The following is a 14225-nucleotide window of genomic DNA, read 5'->3' on the forward strand; positions in this document are numbered from 1 at the left end:
TTGGCACCCCTTACCCAGGAGCATGATCATGAGCGCATCGCTACGCAGCGTCGAAGGACAGGACGAAGCCACCATTCTGCGGGAAATTCAGAGTGCGCTGCGCGACCTGCGTTTCGGTGCGGTGGAGATCACCGTACACAACGCTCAAGTCGTGCAGATCGAACGCAAGGAAAAATTCCGTTTGCAGAACCCGGGCAACAAGCCCAGCTGAGTACGCGTCCTGCGTAGCAGCCATAAGAAAAATACCCGCCATTCCAGGAGCTTCGTCCATGTCTATCCGCCGTTATGCCTTGGCAGCCCTCGCCAGCGCCGTGTTTGCCGGCTCCGCCGTCGCCAAGGACTACGAGCTGCTCAACGTGTCCTACGATCCGACCCGCGAGCTGTACCAGGAATACAACGCCGAGTTCGTTAACTTCTGGAAAAAGGAACACGCGGGCGACACCGTGTCGATCAAGCAATCCCACGGTGGTTCGGGCAAACAGGGCCGCGCGGTGATCGACGGCCTGCCCGCCGATGTGGTGACCCTGGCGCTGGCCGGTGACATCGACGAGATCAGCCGCTTGGGCAAGTCCATCCCGGAGAACTGGCAGACCCGTCTGCCGGACGCCAGCACGCCCTACACCTCGACCATCGTGTTTCTGGTGCGCAAGGGCAACCCCAAGGGCATCAAGGACTGGGGCGACCTGATCAAGAATGATGTCTCGGTGATCACGCCGAACCCGAAGACGTCCGGCGGCGCCCGTTGGAATTTCCTGGCAGCCTGGGCCTACGGCCTGAAAGCCGGCGGTGGCGACGAAGGCAAGGCCAAAGAGTACGTACAGACGCTGTTCAAGCACGTGCCGATCCTGGACACCGGTGCACGTGGCTCGACCATCACCTTCGTCAACAATGGTCAGGGTGACGTTTTGCTGGCCTGGGAGAACGAGGCGTTCCTGGCATTGAAGGAAGACGGTGGCGCGGACAAGTTCGACATTGTCGTGCCTTCGCTGTCGATTTTGGCTGAGCCGCCAGTGGCCGTGGTCGACAAGAACGTGAAGAAGAAGGGCAACGAGGAAATCGCCGAAGCCTACCTCAAGCACCTGTACAGCCCGGCTGGCCAGGAAATCGCTGCGAAGAACTTCTATCGTCCGCGCGACAAGGACGTGGCAGCCAAGTATGCGAAGCAATTTCCAGCGCTGAATCTGGTTACTATCGACAAGGATTTCGGCGGGTGGAAAACCGCACAGCCCAAATTCTTCAATGATGGTGGGGTGTTCGATCAGATTTACCAGGCTCAATAAGCTATAGACATGCGTTGAGGCGGCTGGCCTCTTCGCGGGCAGAGGGCTCGCCGCCTGCCCCGTTCCCACAGGTCACCGTAAAGCCTGTGGGAATGGGCTCTGCCCGCGAAGAGGCCCGATTGCGTAAACCGTATTCATCAAGGACTTCTATGTCGCGTCGTATCTCCCCCGTCATACCCGGCTTCGGGCTGACGCTGGGCTACACCGTCGTGTACCTCAGCCTGATCGTGCTGATCCCCCTGGCCGCCATGTTCGTGCATGCCGCGCAGCTGACCTGGGAACAGTTCTGGACCATCGTTACCGCACCTCGCGTACTCGCCGCACTGAAACTCAGTTTCGGCACGGCGTTGTGTGCGGCGATCATCAATGGAGTGATCGGCACCCTGCTGGCCTGGGTGCTGGTGCGCTACACCTTTCCCGGACGCAAGATCATCGATGCGATGATCGACCTGCCGTTCGCCCTGCCCACGGCCGTGGCAGGCATTGCCCTGACGGCGCTGTATGCACCCAACGGCCTGGTTGGGCAGTTCGCCGCCGACCTGGGTTTCAAGATCGCCTACACCCCGCTGGGCATCACCCTGGCCCTGACCTTCGTCACCTTGCCGTTCGTGGTGCGCACAGTGCAGCCGGTGCTGGCCGACATTCCGCGCGAGGTCGAGGAAGCCGCGGCCTGCCTGGGTGCCAAGCCGCTGCAGGTGTTCCGCTTCATCCTCGCGCCGGCGCTGTTGCCTGCCTGGCTCACCGGTTTTGCCCTGGCGTTCGCCCGCGGCGTGGGTGAGTACGGATCGGTTATTTTCATTGCCGGCAACATGCCGATGAAGACCGAAATCCTGCCGCTGCTGATCATGGTCAAGCTGGACCAATACGACTACACCGGCGCCACGGCCATCGGCGTGATGATGCTGGTGGTTTCCTTCATTCTGCTGCTGCTGATCAACTTGTTGCAGCGGCGCATCGAAACCCCTTGAAGGAGGCTCCGCACATGTCTGCATCTTCCATTGCTGCCTCCACCAATGCGGCCCGGCGTGGCAGCGCAACCTCGCGGCGGGTGTTGATCGCCCTTGGCTGGCTGGTCTTCGCCGTGTTTCTGTTGCTGCCGTTGCTGATCGTCGTGTCCCAGGGCTTGAAGCAGGGCCTGGGGACCTTTTTCGCGGCGATCTTCGAGCCCGATGCGCTGTCGGCGCTCAAGCTGACGGTGTTCGCCGTGCTCATTTCGGTGCCGCTGAACCTGGTGTTCGGCGTCAGCGCCGCGTGGTGCGTGAGCAAGTATTCGTTTCGCGGCAAGAGCATTCTGGTCACGTTGATCGACCTGCCGTTCTCGGTGTCGCCGGTCATTGCCGGCCTGGTCTATGTGCTGATGTTCGGCGCTCAGGGCCTGTTCGGGCCGTGGCTGCAGGACCACGACATCCAGATCGTGTTCGCCTTGCCAGGTATCGTGCTTGCCACCATCTTCGTGACCGTGCCGTTCGTGGCCCGCGAGCTGATCCCGCTGATGCAGGAACAAGGCACGCAGGAAGAGGAAGCGGCGCGCCTGCTGGGCGCGAATGGCTGGCAGATGTTCTGGTACGTCACCGTGCCGAACATCAAGTGGGGGCTGATCTACGGCGTGGTGCTGTGTACCGCGCGGGCCATGGGCGAGTTCGGTGCCGTGTCGGTGGTGTCCGGGCACATTCGCGGCGTGACCAATACCCTGCCGCTGCACGTGGAAATTCTCTACAACGAATACAACCATGTCGCCGCCTTTGCCGTTGCGAGCCTGTTGCTGATCCTGGCGCTCTTCATCCTGCTGCTCAAGCAGTGGAGCGAGTCCCGTATTGACCGCCTGCGCAACAGCGCCGCGGAGGAATGATTAATGTCGATCGAAGTTCGTAACGTCAGCAAGCGCTTCAATGCCTTCCAGGCCCTGGACTCCATCAATCTGGACATCCAGAGTGGCGAGCTGGTGGCTCTGCTGGGCCCTTCCGGGTGCGGCAAGACCACTTTGCTGCGCATCATCGCCGGCCTGGAAACGCCCGACCAGGGCAGCATCGTGTTCCACGGCGAGGACGTTTCAGGCCACGATGTGCGGGATCGCAACGTCGGTTTCGTGTTCCAGCACTACGCGCTGTTCCGACACATGACAGTGTTCGACAACGTCGCCTTTGGCTTGCGCATGAAACCCAAGCGCGAACGGCCCACCGAAACGGTGATTGCGCAGAAAGTGCATGAGCTGTTGAACATGGTGCAGTTGGACTGGTTGCACGATCGCTACCCCGAGCAGTTGTCCGGGGGACAGCGCCAGCGTATTGCCCTGGCCCGTGCCCTGGCGGTCGAGCCCAAGGTGTTGCTGCTCGACGAACCCTTCGGCGCGCTCGACGCCAAGGTGCGCAAGGAGCTGCGTCGCTGGCTGGCGCGCTTGCACGAGGACATCAACCTGACCTCGGTCTTCGTGACCCACGACCAGGAAGAAGCCATGGAAGTGGCGGATCGCATCGTAGTGATGAACAAGGGTGTCATCGAGCAGATCGGTTCGCCAGGCGAGGTGTACGAGAACCCGGCCAGCGACTTCGTCTATCACTTTCTGGGCGACTCCAACCGCTTGCAGTTGGGTGGTGAGGAGCATGTGTTGTTTCGTCCGCACGAAGTGTCGCTGTCGCGCCACGAGCTGGACGACCATCATGCGGCCGAAGTGCGTGACATTCGTCCGTTGGGCGCAACCACGCGGGTGACGCTCAAGGTCGAGGGGCAGAGCGAGCTGATCGAGGCCGAAGTGGTCAAGGACCATGACAGCCTGAGTGGCCTGGCGCGGGGCGAGACGTTGTTCTTCAAGCCCAAGGTCTGGCAGAAGGCGTCAGGTCTGTAGCAGCGGCGCAAGCCGCGTCCGAATTCAACGCGGTGCGTCAGAGACACCGTGTTTACCGCCGACGCGGCTCGCGCCGCTGCTACAGAAGATCACGCGCACCTTGTAGCAGCGGCGCAAGCCGCGTCCGGGGTCGATGCGGTGCAGCAGGCAGACTGTACGTGCCGCCGACGCGGCTTGCGCCGCTGCTACAGAAGATCACGCGCACCTTGTAGCAGCGGCGCAAGCCGCGTCCGGGGTTATGCGGTGGCAGCAGGCAGACCGCGCGTGCCGCCGACGCGGCTTGCGGCGCTGCTACGGGGCCGATTGACCTTTATTTTGGTTATTAATAAATAGCTTCTTATTCCTTAACGGATATAACTCCTTTCCCTATACTGGCCTCCAACGCAACGTTTGCAGGAGGCGCATCCCATGCGCAATGAGTCGATCCGCTATCTGATCGTGCCAGGCTGGCAGGGCTCGTCCGACGACCATTGGCAAAGCCATTGGCAACGAACCCTGCCCAACAGCGCGCGGGTCGAGCAGGACGACTGGCTCACGCCACGGCGTGAAGACTGGGTCGCGGCGCTGGACCGCGCGGTGAATGCCAGCGCCGATCCGGTGATTCTCATTGCTCACAGCCTGGGATGCGTGACCGTCGCCCACTGGTCGGTCGCCGCCTCGCTGGTCTCGTTGCGCAAGGTTCGCGGAGCCCTGCTGGTGGCGCCTGCAGACGTAGAGCGCCCGGCCTGCTCGCCGGCCCTGCGCAACTTCGCACCCATCCCCAAACACCTGCTGCCATTCCCCAGCCAAGTGGTGGGCTCGGACAACGACCCTGCGGCCAGTGCTCCGCGAGCCTTGCAACTGGCCCGCGACTGGGGCGCCGAAGCCGGCATTCTGGCCGGTGCCGGGCATATCAACGTCAAGTCCGGGCATCGACGCTGGGAACAGGGGTTTGCCTACCTCTATCGCCTGCAGAGTCGCATGGACCAGCACATCCAGCTGCGCGCCTGAATGCCCGACAACCGAGTACGCCGCCTGCAGCCAGGCCGGTGGGAGCCTTGCCCATGACCGCATACAACGACACCTTCGGCCAGCCGCTGCTGACCTTTCCCGACGCCGACAAGAGCCCGCTGAGCATCCGCGCCAAGGCGCTGGTGTTCGTCGATCCGCGCTCGCGACGCTTGCGCGAGGAGCTCGAGCGGCTCGCGCCCAAGGCACTGCCGGTGCTGATTCAGGGTGAAAGCGGCACCGGCAAGGAACTGCTCGCCCGCCACATTCATCGCGGCAGTGACCGTGGCGGCCTTTTTGTCTCGGTCAATTGCGGCGCGATAAGCCCAACCTACGCCGATGCCGAGCTGTTCGGCTACAGCGCAGGCGCCCACAGCGGCACGGCCAGCAGCCGGGCCGGCTGGTTCGGCTCGGCCAACGGCGGCACGCTGTACCTGGACGAGATCGCCGACCTGCCGCTGGCGATCCAGACCAAACTGCTCGCGGCGTTGGAAACCCGTGAAGTGACCCGCGTCGGCGCGGCCCAGCCCAATCCCGTGGACGTGCGCCTGGTGGCGGCGTCGAGCATCGATCTGGGCCAGGCCGTGGCCGCGGGGAAATTCAACGAACGGTTGCACGCCTATCTGGGCGAAGGCCGCCTGACCTTGCCGCCGTTGCGCGAGCGGACCGGCGATATCCTCGCCCTGGCCGAGTATTTCCTGGGCATCTACAGCCACCGTCTGAACCTGGCGGTGCCGCTGATCAGCGCCGATGCGCAGCGAGCGCTGGAGCGCCACGATTGGCCCGGCAATACCCGCGAGCTGGAAAACGTCATCCATTTTGCCTTGCTGGTCAGTCGCGGCGACGAGATCCTGCCCGAGCATCTCAATCTGCCAGCGGCCGCGAACACGGACCTGCTCGTGCATATCGAGCAGCTGTTGACGCAGGCCGCCGAGCACGCCGAGCCGGTTGCTTTGGCAGCACTGCTGAACCGCAGCGTCGAGCGCTTGCGTAAAAAGGCATAAGCAGCAAACTAAAAGGTATTTGTAGGAATATTAATTCCCGGTATTGTCCGCGCAAGGCTGGCCGATTGCTGCCGCCGCCACCCAATTTCAAGGACTTAGCATGAAAAAGGCTTTGCTGTTCACCGCTCTGGCGGCCTCCCTGTCTTTCGGCCTGGCCAACGCGGCAGAAAAACTCGTGATCGCCGCCACGCCGGTTCCCCACGCCGAGATCCTCGAGCTGATCAAGCCGACCCTGGCCAAGGAAGGCGTCGAGCTGGACATCAAGGTGTTCACCGACTACGTGCAACCCAACGTACAGGTGAACGAAAAGCGTCTGGACGCCAACTACTTCCAGACCCTGCCGTACCTGGAAAGCTTCAACAAGGGCAAGGGCACCAACCTGGTCACTGTGATCGGCGTACACGTCGAGCCCTTCGGCGGTTATTCGAAGAAGGTCAAGTCGCTGAGCGAACTCAAGGACGGCGCGACCGTCGCCATCCCCAACGAGGGTAGCAACAGCGGCCGTGCGTTGATCCTGCTGCAGAAAGCCGGCCTGATCACCCTGAAGGACCCGAGCAACGCCCTGGCCACCCCCAAGGACATCGCCAGCAACCCCAAGAACCTCAAGTTCAAGGAGCTGGAATCGGCCATGCTGCCGCGCGTGCTGGACCAGGTCGACCTGGACATGATCAACACCAACTACGCACTTGAAGCCGGCCTGAACCCGGCCAAGGATGCCTTGGTGATCGAAGGATCGGATTCGCCTTACGTGAATTTCCTGGTGGCCCGTCCGGACAACAAGGACAGCCCGGCCATGCAGAAACTGGCCAAGGCGCTGACCAGCCCCGAAGTCAAAGCCTTCATCGAGAAGAAGTACAGCGGCGCGGTATTGCCGGCGTTCTGATTCCCGAGTGTGACAACGGTTCACCTGAGCGCCGACAGCTTGTACAGTGTCGGCGTTTTGCTTTGTCCGGGCAGGGCCATTCCCGGCAAATGAACCTCGCATCACGGCCACAGTCGCATACACACCTGGCATTACAGCGCACGCAAAGGAGCCTGCATGGCTGGTCCTCGTTGGAAGGTTGTAGGGGTTTCCCTTTTGTTGGTTGCGCTGGCGGGGTGTGGTGAAGACAAGCCCATCGAGCCGACGCATCCGCGCGTGCGCGTGGAGAATGTGCAAAGCGGCGAGTTCGCCGCTGCGGTCAATCTCACCGGCGATGTGCAGGCGCGCATCCAGACCCAGTTGTCGTTCCGCGTCGGTGGCAAGATCATCCAGCGGTTGGTGGACGTGGGCGATCATGTCAGCGCACGGCAGGTGCTGGCGCGCCTGGACCCCAAGGACCTGCAGACCAACGTCGATTCGGCCAAGGCTGGAGTGGCCGCCGAACAGGCACGTGTGAAACAGACATCGGCGGCCTTCGTGCGCCAGCAGAAGCTGCTGCCCAAGGGCTACACCAGCCAGAGTGAATACGACTCGGCCCAGGCGGCGCTGCGCGGTGCGCAGAGTTCGTTGGCGGCGGCGAGCGCCCAGTTGGCCAATGCCCGTGAACAATTGAGCTACACCGACCTGGTGGCCGACGCCCCAGGCGTGATCACTGCCCGCCAGGCAGAGGTTGGCCAGGTGGTACAGGCCACTGCGCCGATCTTCGGCCTGGCCCGCGATGGCGACCGCGATGCGGTATTCGACGTGTACGAGTCGCTGTTTGCCCAACCGGCCGGCCAGCAGCCGATCACCGTCAGCCTGCTCGACGAGCCGGCGATCAAGACCACCGGCACGGTGCGCGAAGTCACCCCAGCGGTGTCCGCGCAGACCGGTACTGTGCGCGTGAAGATCGCCCTGCAAGGCCTGCCCAAGGGCATGGACCTCGGCTCGGTGGTCAACGCATCGCTCAACGGTCCGGGCAAGACCAGCGTCGAGCTGCCCTGGTCGGCGTTGACCAAGGACATCGCCGAGCCTGCCGTGTGGGTGGTGGGGGAAGGCGACAAGGTCAATCTGCGCAAGGTTGACGTGGGCCGTTACCTGACCGGCAAGGTGGTGATCGCCGATGGCTTGAAGAACGGCGACCGCGTGGTCGTCGCCGGCGGGCAGTTGCTGCACCCGGACATGCAGGTGGAAATTGCCGAGGAGCGCCAGCCATGAAGGCGGTGATCGCGTTGTCTGCGGCCGTGCTGTTGCTGGCAGGCTGTTCGAAGGAAGAGCAAGCTCCCGAGCCGATCCGCCCGGTGCTGTCGGTCGAGGTCAAGGGCCTGGACCAGCAGAGCCTGGGTCGCTTCGCGGGCAATATCCAGGCGCGCTACGAAAGCACGTTGGGCTTTCGCGTATCGGGGCGTATCGCCCGGCGTGCGGTGGATGTCGGCAGCCAGGTGGAGAAGAGCCAGCTGCTGGCCACCCTTGATCCGACCGACCAGCAGAACCAGTTGCGCTCGAGCCAGGGTGATCTGGCCCGCGTGCAGGCGCAGTTCATCAATGCCCAGGCCAATGCTCGCCGCCAGCAGGAGTTGTTCGACCGTGGCGTCGGTGCGCAGGCTGGCCTGGACATCGCCCAGACCGACCTGAAGACCGCCCAGGCCTCGCTCGACCAGGCCAAGGCCGCCGTCAGCCAAGCCAGGGATCAACTGGGCTACAGCGAATTGCGCGCCGATCACGCCGCCGTGGTCAACCAATGGAAGGTGGAAGTCGGGCAAGTGGTAAGCGCCGGTGAAGAGGTGGTGGTCCTGGCCCGCCCCGACGTCAAGGAGGCGGTCATCGACCTGCCCGCCGGGCTTGCCGAAACCCTGCCCGAGGGCGTGGAGTTTCGAGTGCAGTCCCAGCTTGATCCGAGCGTTGCGACCACCGGCACCCTGCGTGAGCTTGAGCCGCGGCCCGACAGTGCCACGCGCACCCGTCGCGCACGCCTGACCCTGCGCGAGAACCCTGCCGGCCTGCGCTTGGGTACTGCAATCAGCGTGACCTTGAGTTCAAGCATCGCGCAGCGCCTGGAATTGCCGGAGACCGCAGTGCAGGAAGTCGATGGCAAGACCCAGGTGTGGCTGGTGGACGTCCAGAACAAGACCGTCAACCCGCGCCCGGTCACCGTGCTCAGCCGCGACCGTGGCGTCGTAGTGCTGGGCAGCGGTGTGCAGGCGGGTGAGCGCGTGGTCAGCGCTGGCGTCAACAGCCTGAAACCCGGGCAGAAAATCAAACTGGACGAGGCGAGCCGGCAATGAAGGGAAGTTTCAACCTGTCCGACTGGGCGCTCAAGCACCAGTCCTTCGTCTGGTACCTGATGTTCGTCGGTCTGCTGATGGGCGTGTTCTCCTATTTCAACCTGGGCCGTGAAGAAGACCCGGCGTTCGCCATCAAGACCATGGTCATCCAGAGCCGCTGGCCGGGCGCGACCCAGGATGAAACGCTCAAGCAGGTCACCGACCGCATCGAAAAGAAGCTCGAAGAGCTGGACTCCCTGGACTACGTGAAAAGCTACACGCGGCCTGGCGAGTCGACGGTGTTCGTGTACCTGCGCGACACCACCAATGCCAAGGCGATTCCAGAGATCTGGTATCAGGTGCGCAAGAAGGTCGACGATATTCGCGGCACCTTCCCCCAGGGCCTGCAGGGGCCTTCGTTCAACGATGAATTCGGTGACGTGTTCGGTTCGATCTACGCCTTCACTGCCGACGGCCTGAGCATGCGGCAGCTGCGCGACTACGTGGAGCAGGTGCGCGCCGAGATCCGTCAGGTCGAGAACCTGGGCAAGGTTCAGTTGGTAGGCCAGCAGGACGAAGTGATCTACCTGAATTTCTCCACGCGCAAACTGGCCGCGCTGGGCCTGGACCAGCAACAGGTGGTCGGCGCGCTGCAGGCACAGAATGCGGTGACGCCGGCGGGCGTGATCGAAGCAGGGCCGGAACGCATTTCGGTGCGCACCTCGGGCCAGTTCAAGTCGGAAAAAGACCTGGAGACGGTCAACCTCAGGCTCAACGACCGCTTCTACCGGCTGACCGATATCGCCGACATCGAACGTGGCTACAAAGACCCGGCCGCGCCGATGTTCCGCTACAACGGCCAGCCCGCCATCGGCCTGGCCATTGCCATGAAAGACGGCGGCAACATTCAGGAATTCGGTACCGCGCTGCATGCGCGCATGAACGCGTTGACCGCGCAGTTGCCGGTGGGCGTGGGCGTGCACAAGGTTTCGGACCAGGCCGAGGTGGTCGAGAAGGCCGTCGGTGGGTTCACCAGCGCTTTGTTCGAGGCCGTGGTCATCGTGCTGATCGTCAGCTTCATCAGCCTGGGCGTGCGCGCCGGCCTGGTGGTGGCCTGCTCGATTCCGCTGGTGCTGGCCATGGTCTTCGTGTTCATGGAGTACAGCGGCATTACCATGCAGCGCATTTCCCTGGGGGCGTTGATCATCGCCCTGGGCCTGCTGGTGGACGATGCGATGATCACCGTGGAAATGATGGTCACTCGCCTGGAAGCGGGTGACAGCAAGGAGGAGGCGGCTACCTTCGCTTACACCTCGACCGCATTCCCGATGCTCACCGGCACTTTGGTCACCGTGGCCGGCTTCGTGCCGATTGGCCTGAACGCCAGCTCGGCCGGTGAGTACACCTTCACCCTGTTTGCCGTGATCGCGGTGGCCATGCTGGTGTCCTGGGTGGTGGCGGTGCTGTTCGCACCGGTCATCGGCGTGCACATCCTGAGCAAGAACGTCAAACCCAAGCCGGAGCAGCCGGGGCGTGTCGCGCGCTGGTTCCACAGTGGTCTGCTGGGCTGCATGCGCCACCGCTGGCTGACCATCATCGGCACGTTGCTGCTGTTCGCCGCGGCGCTGTTCTGCATGCGTTTCGTGCAGAACCAGTTCTTTCCTTCGTCCGACCGCCCGGAAATCCTGGTGGACCTGAACCTGCCGCAGAACGCTTCGATCAACGAGACGCGCAAGGCGGTCGACCGCCTCGAAGCCACGCTCAAGGATGATCCGGACATCGCGCGCTGGAGCACTTACATCGGTCAGGGCGCGATCCGTTTCTATCTGCCGCTTGACCAGCAGTTGGAGAACCCTTACTACGCCCAGTTGGTGATCGTCAGCAAAGGCCTGGAGCAGCGTGGCGCGCTGACCGAGCGCTTGAAGAAGCGCCTGCGCGAAGACTTCGTCGGCATCGGCACCTACGTCCAGGCGTTGGAAATGGGGCCGCCGGTAGGCCGGCCGATCCAGTATCGGGTCAGCGGCAAGGACATCGACCAGGTGCGCAAGCACGCCATCGAATTGGCAACCTTGCTGGACCACAACGCGCACATCGGCGAGATGATCTACGACTGGAACGAGCCGGGCAAAGTGCTGCGCATCGACATCGCCCAGGACAAGGCGCGGCAGTTGGGCCTGTCGTCCGAAGACGTGGCCAAGCTGATGAACACCATCGTCAGCGGCTCGGCGGTGACCCAGGTCAATGACGATATCTATCTGGTCAACGTGGTCGGCCGTGCTAACGACGCCGAGCGCGGTTCGCCGGAAACCTTGCAGAACCTGCAGATCGTCACGCCCAGCGGCACCTCGATTCCGCTGCTGGCCTTCGCCACCGTGCGCTACGAGCTGGAGCAGCCGCTGGTGTGGCGGCGTGATCGCTTGCCGACCATCACCTTGAAGGCGGCGGTCAGCGACGATATCCAGCCGACCGATCTGGTGGCCCAGCTCAAGCCCGAGATCGAGAAATTCGCCGAAGGCCTGCCGGTGGGTTACAAGGTGGCCACCGGTGGTACGGTCGAGGAAAGCGGCAAGGCGCAGGGACCCATCGCCAAGGTGGTGCCGTTGATGCTGTTCCTCATGGCGACCTTCCTGATGATCCAGCTGCACAGTGTGCAGAAGATGTTCCTGGTGGCCAGTGTAGCGCCGCTGGGCATCATCGGTGTGGTGTTGGCGCTGGTGCCGACCGGAACGCCCATGGGCTTCGTGGCGATTCTCGGAATACTGGCGCTGATCGGCATCATCATCCGCAACTCGGTGATTCTGGTGACCCAGATCGACGCCTATGAACGCGATGGCTACAAGCCGTGGGATGCCGTGCTGGAGGCAACCGAGCATCGACGCCGGCCGATCCTGCTCACGGCGGCAGCCGCCAGTCTGGGCATGATCCCGATCGCCCGCGAGGTGTTCTGGGGCCCGATGGCCTACGCGATGATCGGCGGAATCGTGGTGGCGACCTTGCTCACCCTGTTGTTCCTGCCGGCGCTGTATGTGGCCTGGTACCGGATCAAGGAAGACGAGGGCGAGGGGAAGGAAGCTTGATGAGCTGAGGGCCTCTTCGCGGGCAGAGCCCGCTCCCACAGGAGTTAAAGCGTTCCGTGTGGGAGCGGGCTCTGCCCGCGAAGGGGGGCGCTGCGGTCTTGCGACTAGCGCTTGTTGAGCACCCGCGCCAATCGGTCGCCGCCGAACTGGATCAGGGTCACCAGGGCCACCAGCAGCACGATGACCGTGAGCATGATCTGGCTGTCGAATCGCTGGTAGCCATAGCGGTAGGCGATGTCGCCCAGCCCGCCGGCACCGATCGCACCAGCCATCGCCGATGAATTGATCATGGTCACCACGGTGATGGTAAAGCCGGCCACGATGCCCGGTCGCGCTTCGGGCAGCAGCACGTGCCAGACGATGTGCCAGCGTCGGCAGCCCATGGCTTGCGCGGCTTCGACCAGGCCATGGTCGACCTCGCGCAGGCTCACCTCGGCAATGCGTGCAAAGAACGGCGTCGCTGCGATGGTCAACGGCACCACGGCCGCCCACACGCCATAGGTGGTACCGACGATCAACCGGGTGAACGGGATCAGCGCCACCATCAGAATGAGAAACGGCACCGACCTGAACAGGTTGACGAACGCGCCCAGCACGCGGTTCAGCGCGGGCGCCTGGTAGATCCCGCCACGGTCGCTGGTGACCAGCACCACGGCCATCACCACGCCCACGGGCAGCGCGATCAACGAGGAAACGCCCACCATCAGCAAGGTGTCCAGGGCGCCCTGCAACAGACGATCAAACCACATAGCCCAGCTCCTCTACCCGTTGTGCCCATTGCCCGGCGCGTTGCAGCAGATGCTCGCGGTCGTGGGGCGAATTGCTTACCGCCACGACCAGATTGCCCAGTGCGCGACCTTGAATCCGTTCGATACCGCCCTGCAGCAGGCTGACCTGGCCACCCAGCAGGTTGAACAACGACGACAGGTCCGCCTCGCCGGCCTGTGCCCCGGTCACGCGCAGTCGCAATACCAGCGCTGCGCCAGGCGTTGCAGGCGTGCTGCGCAGACGGGCGCGCAGTTCCTCGGGCAGGCCGTGTTGCAGCGGGGCCAGCAAGGTCCGACTGACCTCATGCTGGGGGTTGCCGAACACCTGCCACACCGGGCCCTGCTCAACCACCTGGCCGCCTTCGAGCACCACCACGCGGTCGCAGATGGCGCGGATAACGGCCATTTCGTGGGTGATCAGGATGACCGTCAGCCCTAGCCGCTGGTTGATATCGCGCAACAGGGCGAGAATCGACTCGGTAGTCTCCGGGTCCAGCGCCGAGGTGGCTTCGTCGCAGAGCAGAATCTGCGGGTCGTGCACCAGCGCCCGGGCGATGCCGACACGCTGCTTCTGCCCGCCGGACAACTGCGCCGGATAGGCGTCGCGCTTGCCTTGCAGGCCAACCAGTTCGAGCAGTTCACCGACCTTGCGCCAGCGCTCGGCCTGGGGCACACCGGCGACCTTGAGTGGCAACTCGACGTTCTGCCACACGGTTTTCGCCGACATCAGGTTGAAGTGCTGAAAGATCATGCCGATGCGCCGTCGCAGGGCCACCAGGCGGTCCTCGTCGAACTCGCCGATGTCCACCTGATCGACCAGCACGCGCCCGCTGCTGGGCTGCTCAAGCCGGTTGATGGTGCGGATCAGCGACGACTTGCCAGCGCCGCTGCGGCCGATGATGCCGAACACTTCGCCACGCTCGATGGTCAGGTCGATGCCCTGCAGCGCCTGCACGGGGCCCTGGGCGCCCTCATAGGTCTTGCCGACGCCGATGAAACGCACCAGCGCATTGGCCAGTTGTGGATGCAGTTCCAGGGGCTCGGCAGGCCGGGCAATGCCGGCGGTAGCGGCCAGCCTGCGTTGCACATTTGTGGTGGGCATG

General features: G+C 63.4%; 13 protein-coding genes. 11 read left to right on the forward strand and 2 right to left on the reverse strand.

Annotated features, from left to right (window positions below):
• The first annotated feature begins 28 nt into the window (after positions 1–28).
• From oscA to ONG87_RS00700, 11 genes are all read left to right on the forward strand, one after another.
• Positions 29–211 (forward strand): sulfur starvation response protein OscA, encoded by a 183-nt coding sequence (gene oscA, locus ONG87_RS00650; RefSeq protein WP_043191814.1) that lies wholly within the window; start codon positions 29–31, stop codon positions 209–211.
• 58 nt (positions 212–269) lie between these two features.
• Positions 270–1280: a sulfate ABC transporter substrate-binding protein gene (locus ONG87_RS00655; RefSeq protein WP_192056525.1), complete on the forward strand. Its 1011-nt coding sequence runs from the start codon at positions 270–272 to the stop codon at positions 1278–1280.
• Between the two features lie 149 nt (positions 1281–1429).
• Positions 1430–2248 (forward strand): sulfate ABC transporter permease subunit CysT, encoded by an 819-nt coding sequence (gene cysT, locus ONG87_RS00660; protein ID WP_056844570.1) that lies wholly within the window; start codon positions 1430–1432, stop codon positions 2246–2248.
• A gap of 14 nt (positions 2249–2262) precedes the next feature.
• Entirely contained in the window at positions 2263–3129 is an 867-nt protein-coding gene (cysW, locus tag ONG87_RS00665; protein WP_122480633.1) for a sulfate ABC transporter permease subunit CysW, read from the forward strand.
• Between the two features lie 3 nt (positions 3130–3132).
• Positions 3133–4122 carry a sulfate/molybdate ABC transporter ATP-binding protein gene (locus ONG87_RS00670; protein WP_122480632.1) on the forward strand — a complete coding sequence of 330 codons (990 nt, stop codon included), beginning with the start codon at positions 3133–3135 and terminating at the stop codon, positions 4120–4122.
• A 408-nt stretch (positions 4123–4530) separates the two neighbouring features.
• Positions 4531–5112, forward strand: a complete 582-nt coding sequence (locus ONG87_RS00675) for an alpha/beta hydrolase (RefSeq protein WP_192058811.1) — start codon at positions 4531–4533, stop codon at positions 5110–5112.
• Positions 5113–5165: 53 nt separating this feature from the next.
• The gene (locus ONG87_RS00680; RefSeq protein WP_122480630.1) at positions 5166–6113 is read left to right on the forward strand and encodes a sigma 54-interacting transcriptional regulator; all 948 of its coding nucleotides are present in this window, start codon (positions 5166–5168) and stop codon (positions 6111–6113) included.
• Positions 6114–6213: 100 nt separating this feature from the next.
• Complete coding sequence (locus tag ONG87_RS00685) at positions 6214–6996, forward strand: MetQ/NlpA family ABC transporter substrate-binding protein (RefSeq protein ID WP_122480629.1); 783 nt, start codon at positions 6214–6216, stop codon at positions 6994–6996.
• A 156-nt stretch (positions 6997–7152) separates the two neighbouring features.
• The gene (locus tag ONG87_RS00690; RefSeq protein WP_264382030.1) at positions 7153–8232 is read left to right on the forward strand and encodes an efflux RND transporter periplasmic adaptor subunit; all 1080 of its coding nucleotides are present in this window, start codon (positions 7153–7155) and stop codon (positions 8230–8232) included.
• Positions 8229–9299, forward strand: coding sequence for an efflux RND transporter periplasmic adaptor subunit (locus tag ONG87_RS00695; protein ID WP_264382031.1), 1071 nt, complete (start codon positions 8229–8231; stop codon positions 9297–9299). Before ONG87_RS00690 ends, ONG87_RS00695 begins: the two co-directional genes overlap by 4 nt.
• Positions 9296–12355 (forward strand): efflux RND transporter permease subunit, encoded by a 3060-nt coding sequence (locus ONG87_RS00700; protein ID WP_264382032.1) that lies wholly within the window; start codon positions 9296–9298, stop codon positions 12353–12355. Before ONG87_RS00695 ends, ONG87_RS00700 begins: the two co-directional genes overlap by 4 nt.
• A 104-nt stretch (positions 12356–12459) precedes the next feature.
• Here ONG87_RS00700 and ONG87_RS00705 read toward each other — a convergent pair whose 3' ends face one another.
• Together ONG87_RS00705 and ONG87_RS00710 are read right to left on the reverse strand one after the other, a co-directional pair.
• Positions 12460–13104, reverse strand: coding sequence for a methionine ABC transporter permease (locus tag ONG87_RS00705; protein WP_122480625.1), 645 nt, complete (start codon positions 13102–13104; stop codon positions 12460–12462).
• Entirely contained in the window at positions 13094–14224 is a 1131-nt protein-coding gene (locus ONG87_RS00710; protein ID WP_122480624.1) for a methionine ABC transporter ATP-binding protein, read from the reverse strand. Before ONG87_RS00710 ends, ONG87_RS00705 begins: the two co-directional genes overlap by 11 nt.
• Between the last annotated feature and the right edge of the window lies 1 nt (position 14225).

The organism is Pseudomonas sp. MM227 (assembly GCF_947090715.1).
In the GTDB taxonomy this organism is placed as follows: domain Bacteria; phylum Pseudomonadota; class Gammaproteobacteria; order Pseudomonadales; family Pseudomonadaceae; genus Aquipseudomonas; species Aquipseudomonas baltica.